The 4,906-nt window shown below is 60.7% G+C and carries 7 protein-coding genes and 1 pseudogene; 4 read left to right on the forward strand and 4 right to left on the reverse strand.

Going from position 1 to position 4,906, the window contains the following annotated elements:
* Window positions 1-206, forward strand: a pseudogene (locus Y707_RS31065) (allantoinase AllB); the annotation flags it as partial.
* Window positions 207-405: 199 nt separating this feature from the next.
* Here the strand turns inward: Y707_RS31065 and Y707_RS0121495 are convergent.
* A complete protein-coding gene (locus Y707_RS0121495; protein ID WP_026536572.1) occupies window positions 406-876 on the reverse strand; it encodes a peroxiredoxin in 471 nt (156 codons plus the stop codon).
* A 268-nt stretch (window positions 877-1,144) separates the two neighbouring features.
* On the opposite strand from Y707_RS0121495, the gene Y707_RS28350 reads away from it, so the two are divergent.
* Together Y707_RS28350 and Y707_RS0121505 are read left to right on the forward strand one after the other, a co-directional pair.
* The gene (locus Y707_RS28350) at window positions 1,145-2,224 is read left to right on the forward strand and encodes an iron-siderophore ABC transporter substrate-binding protein (protein WP_051442293.1); all 1,080 of its coding nucleotides are present in this window, start codon (window positions 1,145-1,147) and stop codon (window positions 2,222-2,224) included.
* A 160-nt stretch (window positions 2,225-2,384) separates the two neighbouring features.
* The gene (locus tag Y707_RS0121505; protein ID WP_026536573.1) at window positions 2,385-2,894 is read left to right on the forward strand and encodes a mycothiol transferase; all 510 of its coding nucleotides are present in this window, start codon (window positions 2,385-2,387) and stop codon (window positions 2,892-2,894) included.
* A gap of 96 nt (window positions 2,895-2,990) precedes the next feature.
* On the opposite strand, the gene Y707_RS0121510 is transcribed toward Y707_RS0121505, so the two are convergent.
* A complete protein-coding gene (locus Y707_RS0121510) occupies window positions 2,991-3,599 on the reverse strand; it encodes a MerR family transcriptional regulator (protein ID WP_026536574.1) in 609 nt (202 codons plus the stop codon).
* Between the two features lie 79 nt (window positions 3,600-3,678).
* Between Y707_RS0121510 and Y707_RS28355 the strand changes: the two genes are divergently transcribed.
* Entirely contained in the window at window positions 3,679-4,173 is a 495-nt protein-coding gene (locus Y707_RS28355; protein ID WP_035783177.1) for a DUF2306 domain-containing protein, read from the forward strand.
* Between the two features lie 10 nt (window positions 4,174-4,183).
* Here Y707_RS28355 and Y707_RS28360 read toward each other — a convergent pair whose 3' ends face one another.
* Window positions 4,184-4,537 carry a CBS domain-containing protein gene (locus tag Y707_RS28360; RefSeq protein WP_081745078.1) on the reverse strand — a complete coding sequence of 118 codons (354 nt, stop codon included), beginning with the start codon at window positions 4,535-4,537 and terminating at the stop codon, window positions 4,184-4,186.
* On the reverse strand, window positions 4,428-4,898 hold the full coding sequence (locus Y707_RS30300) for a dihydrofolate reductase family protein (protein WP_333782875.1): 471 nt from the start codon (window positions 4,896-4,898) through the stop codon (window positions 4,428-4,430). Before Y707_RS30300 ends, Y707_RS28360 begins: the two co-directional genes overlap by 110 nt.
* Window positions 4,899-4,906 lie beyond the last annotated feature (8 nt).

Here is a 4,906-nt window from a genome sequence, read left to right on the forward strand (position 1 = left end):
ACGCCGTCGGAAATGACGCCGACCTGGCGGTTCTCGCCGCCGACGATTCGTTTGTGGTCGACGTGAAGAAGCTGCATCACAAGAACGCCATCAGCCCCTACGCCGGCCGGACGCTCGCCGGCGTCGTGCGCCGCACCTTCCTGCGCGGCCAGGAAGTTGACGGGCAGACTCCCTCCGGACGGCTGATCCGCCGCGGCGAGAACTAAACCTTCTCGGCGGTGCCTCACCCGCACGGCGGGTCAGCCCCGGGGGCCGAGCCGCGGATCAGCCCCGGGGGCCCCGATCAGCCCCTGAGCCGCCGGTCAGCCCACTGGACCCACCTGACTGGCGGCCGAGGGGCTGACTTGGGACGAACCCAGGCTGGAAAGGTCCGGCCTGGGTTCGTCCGGTTCTGATGCGTTTTTCTCAGCTGACGCCGAGCGCCGTCTTCAGTTTCGCCACATGGCCCTTTGCATCAACGCCGTACTCGGCCAACTGCACCTTGCCGTCCGGGTCGACGACGACGGTCGAGCGAATAATGCCCGTGACGGTCTTGCCGTTCAGTTCCTTCTCGCCGTAGGCACCCCAGGCGGTGGCGACGGCGTTATCGGCGTCCGAAAGCAACGGAAACGTGAGCCCGTGGTTCCTGCTGAAGGCCGCCAGCTCATTCGGCGCATCCGGTGAGATACCCACAACGCTGTAGCCGGAAGCCTGGATCGAGGCCAGATTGTCGCGGAAGTCGCAGGCTTCGGTGGTGCAGCCCGGAGTCTCCGCCTTGGGGTAGAAGTAGACCACGACGTTGCGGCCGCGGAACTCATCCAGGCTCACAGGTTCACCGTAGGCGTCCGGCAGCGTGAACGGTGAAGGTTCACTTCCAGGGGCCAATTGTGCATTCATGATTGTTCTCCATTCGATAGTGGTTTTCGTATCATGAAATATAAATACTGATATATGGAATTCTAGAGCGATTCGATTGTAGAACCAACCGCAGTGGACATTTTCGGGCGGGACATCTGGAGATTGGCCGGATGTCTGCAGACGTGCGGGTCTGGTTAACCTTGCGAAATACGTGACGCGAACGTTTCCTAATTGGAGTAAACGTAGGCTACCCTTACTTAAGTTCGTCCGTTCATCAGTCTAGGAGTTTTCGTTGATCCCTTCCCGTATGCGGAGCATCGTCGCAACCGCAGCCGTCGCAATACTGTCCCTGTCAGCATGCTCCACCGGACCAGCCGGGAGCACGACCGAGGGAAGCGCGGAAAACTCGCAGAACTCCTCATCGAACTCTGACGCCTTTCCCGTAACGATTGAGCACAAGTTCGGCGAGACCACGCTTAAGGAGAAGCCCGAACGCGTGGCCACCGTCTCGTGGGTGAACGCCGACATCTCACTGGCTCTCGGCGTCGTACCCGTTGGAATGCCGAAACAGGAATGGGGCGGAAACGAAAACCTGTCCACCCCGTGGTTTGACGCCGCGCTGGCTGAAGCCGGCGCCGCCGAAGCGGCAACCGGCGAAGGCAGCGGGCCTGAAGCTGCCGGCATCGCAACCTACTCCGAGCTGGACGGCGTCAACTTCGAGGAAGTCGCCAAGACCACCCCGGATGTCATCCTTGCCTCGTACTCCGGTCTGACCCAGGAGGACTACGACACGCTCTCCAAGATCGCCCCCGTCATTGCTTACCCGGAGGTTGCCTATGGCACCCCGTGGCAGAAGGCGACCACGATGATCGGTAAGGCACTGGGCAAGTCAGAGCAAGCCAACGAACTGGTTGCCAAAACCGAGAAGACCATCGAAACCGAGGCCGCCAAGTACCCGCAGATTGAGGGCAAGACCTTCATCTACGGCAACCTTGAGCCGAACAGCGGCACCGGCATGAACATCTACACCTCCCAGGACAACCGGCCCCGCTTCCTGTCCAGTATTGGCATGGAGATGGCGCCGGTTATCGAAAAGGCTGAAAAGAAGAGCGGATTCTTCCTGGAATGGTCCGCCGAGCGTGCCGATGAGCTCGAATCAGACGTCTTCGTGACCTGGGTTCCGGACAAGAAGACCAAGGAAGCCATCAAGACCGACCCACTGCTGGGTCAAGTTCCGGCAATCGAGGACGGCGCACTCGTTGCCGACTCGGACAATACGCTCACGCTCGCGATTTCCGCAGCTTCACCGCTGAGCCTTCCCTGGGCGCTGGACGAGTTCCTGCCGCAGCTGGGAGAGGCCGCAACCGTGGCGGAGAAGACGAAGTAAACAGCTCTGCTGTAGTCATTACGACGCCGGTGCCTGGGTTTTGATCCCCGGGCACCGGCGTTTTTAATGCCCACGTCGAGCTACCCTTGCCATCCGGGGCCGTTTCTGAGAAGACTTAGGAACGGAAGTTGAGCGGCATAGCAATCGAGGGGAGACGCTGATGAACAGCAATGACGTTCTACTGGAGGGGTTCTACAGAATTCCAGATCTGGTCAGGAGCGTGGTCAATGGATTGGACTCTGAGGCCTTGGGCAGCCGTCCAAATAGGACCGGAAATTCGATAGCGTGGCTCATCTGGCACCTCTCCCGGGTCGAAGACGACCATATTGCCGATGCCGCCGGTACCGATCAGTTATGGACAACGGCCGGTTGGTCCGAAAAGTTTGACTTGCCGCTCGGAACCGGTGAAACGGGTTACGGTCACAGCAGCGAGCAGGTCTCATCCGTCCAGGTGGACTCCGCCGAACTGCTGGTCGACTACTACAACGCGGTACATGCCCGGACCGTCAAATACGTCCGCGGCCTATCCGATCAGGACCTCGACCAGGTCGTAGACGACTCCTGGGATCCGCCGGTGACCCTCGGAGTCCGGCTGGTCAGCGTGACCCAGGACTGCCTCCAGCACGCTGGGCAGGCTGCTTACGTGCGGGGACTGCTGCGAAACCAGTAAGTACGGAGTATTGCGTTCGTCTCAGCAGGGATAACCGCGGGTTCATTTCCCGAATCGGTTGAATCGGCCGGTTTTCCTGCCCGGACGAACCGTCCATCAGGGCTGATACTTCCGAATACTTACGGAAGTCTGGGCGAGCGCGAGCATGCGGGCCAGGAGCTTGCTGTACTGGTGCACGCCGACCGCCACAGTCAGGACGGCGCTGTCGCGGCTGCCGCCCTCGGTCACGAAGCCGACATCCTGCTGTGCCACCCGGTCGACCGCGTCGGCATATCCCTCCACCACATCCCGGCTGACCGTGATGCCAAGTTCCTCCATCTGGGCAAGATGCGCATTCAGGGCGTTCCGGGCGTCCGATGTAACGTCCGGCCAATCCTTGGCATTGACGACGGCGCTGGTCAGCGGATGCTCGCGGGTCTCGCTCAAGTCGTAGCCAAGCACCAGAGATTGGGTCCTGCCGAGCAGGTCGAGAAAATCTACTTCCGGATCATCGATGGCGCTGACGAGGGTCTTAATCTGGCCGATGCTCAGCCCAACGACCTTACGCAGCACGGTGATGAGTTCGAGCCGGGACAAGTGCCCATCGGAATACCCGGCGAGCGTGGGATGCATGCTTTCACCGGCCGGCAGGAGATCCTCGCGGAGGTAGTACTTGATGCTCGCGGCACTGATGCCCGAGCGGCGGCTGAGTTCCTTGAGCTGCACAGCTTCCTCGGCTTGGATATGGATTTGCGGCTTTACTATCTAGATTTACAGCCTTGGATAGTGACTCTATCCTAAACGTATGGATCTCTGGACGCCCCTCATTGCCGGTCACGTTATTGTCGCCAGCTACGTTCTTGTGCTCGGTCCCTTCAACATCTTCCGCCGCAAACGGGACCGGGTCCACAAGGTCATCGGCTTCACCTGGGTGGCCGCTATCGCCGTCACCTGCATCTCGAGTTTCTGGATTATGGACGAGGGCCACTTCACCTGGCTGCATGGGCTCTCTGTGTTCACCCTGACCACAGTCACCCTCGGCATCATCAGCGCAGCACGCGGCAACATCCCGGCACACCGGGGAAACATGATCGGCAGTTATCTTGGCACGCTCATCGCTTTTATCTTCGCTGCGACAGCGCCCGGCCGGCGGCTGCCGATGCTCGTTTCCACCGAACCGGCGACCGTCGCCTTCGCCGCCATCCTGATCCTGGCGACGGTAGCGGCGTTTTTCTTCACCCTCAAACGCACCGTCCGGTCAGAGTTCCGACCGGTGGCAACACCGCTTGCGCGACCTTAGCGAGGGGCATTTAGAACGATATAAACTCCACCAGTTCGCCGGAGCGCTCCTCGGGGAAGTTGCGTGCAATGTCAGCCTGGCTCAGCATGCCGACCAAGTCATGTCCATCTACGACGGGCAGCCGGCGGATCTTATGCTGCTGCATCGTGTCGATCGCTTCTTCGACGCTGTCATCCGCGCCGATGGTCACAGGCTTACCCTCGCCGAGCTCGCCGGCCTTTGCCGTCTTCGGGTCTCCGGAGTCGGCAGCAGCATTAACGCCGGAGTCCGTTTTCGCCCTGCTCACAAAGTAGCGCATGAAAAGCATGTCTCCGGCCGCAAGGACATGCTGCAAGGCCATTGGGATAGCGGGATTGGACGCCATGGCGGCGGGGGAGGTGCTGGCTGGTCCGGGAAGGCCCTCTTCCAGCGGTACTGACGGCAATCCGCATATCCTGCCCGGCGACCAGCGTCGGGCTGAGGGACAGGCATAGTTCGTCGACGAGCCCGGCCTGCTGAAAGGAGCCAAACAGGTGCGGACCGCCTTCGCAGAGGATCTGCCGGTGTCCCCGTTTGGCGAGTTCCTTGAGCAGTATGTCAATATCGATCCGGTTCTCCCCGCAGACGATCAGATCCGCGCACTGCTCAAACTGCCGACGTCGTTCCAGGGGTGAATTTCGCCCGGTGACAACGATGGGCTTGACCGGCGCCTTGGTAAAAAACGGGCTGGCGGGATCCAGCCGCAGACTTCCGG

Origin of the sequence: Arthrobacter sp. H14 (assembly GCF_000520495.1) — a bacterium.
Taxonomy (GTDB): domain Bacteria; phylum Actinomycetota; class Actinomycetes; order Actinomycetales; family Micrococcaceae; genus Arthrobacter_C.

Excerpts from the sequence above, each read along its gene's own strand:
- Y707_RS0121495 (WP_026536572.1), bottom strand. The coding sequence starts at position 876 with ATGAATGCACAATTGGCCCCTGGAAGTGAACCTTCACCGTTCACGCTG.
- Y707_RS28350 (WP_051442293.1), top strand. The coding sequence starts at position 1,145 with ATGCGGAGCATCGTCGCAACCGCAGCCGTCGCAATACTGTCCCTGTCA.
- Y707_RS0121505 (WP_026536573.1), top strand. The coding sequence starts at position 2,385 with ATGAACAGCAATGACGTTCTACTGGAGGGGTTCTACAGAATTCCAGAT.
- Y707_RS28355 (WP_035783177.1), top strand. The coding sequence starts at position 3,679 with ATGGATCTCTGGACGCCCCTCATTGCCGGTCACGTTATTGTCGCCAGC.
- Y707_RS28360 (WP_081745078.1), bottom strand. The coding sequence starts at position 4,537 with ATGGCGTCCAATCCCGCTATCCCAATGGCCTTGCAGCATGTCCTTGCG.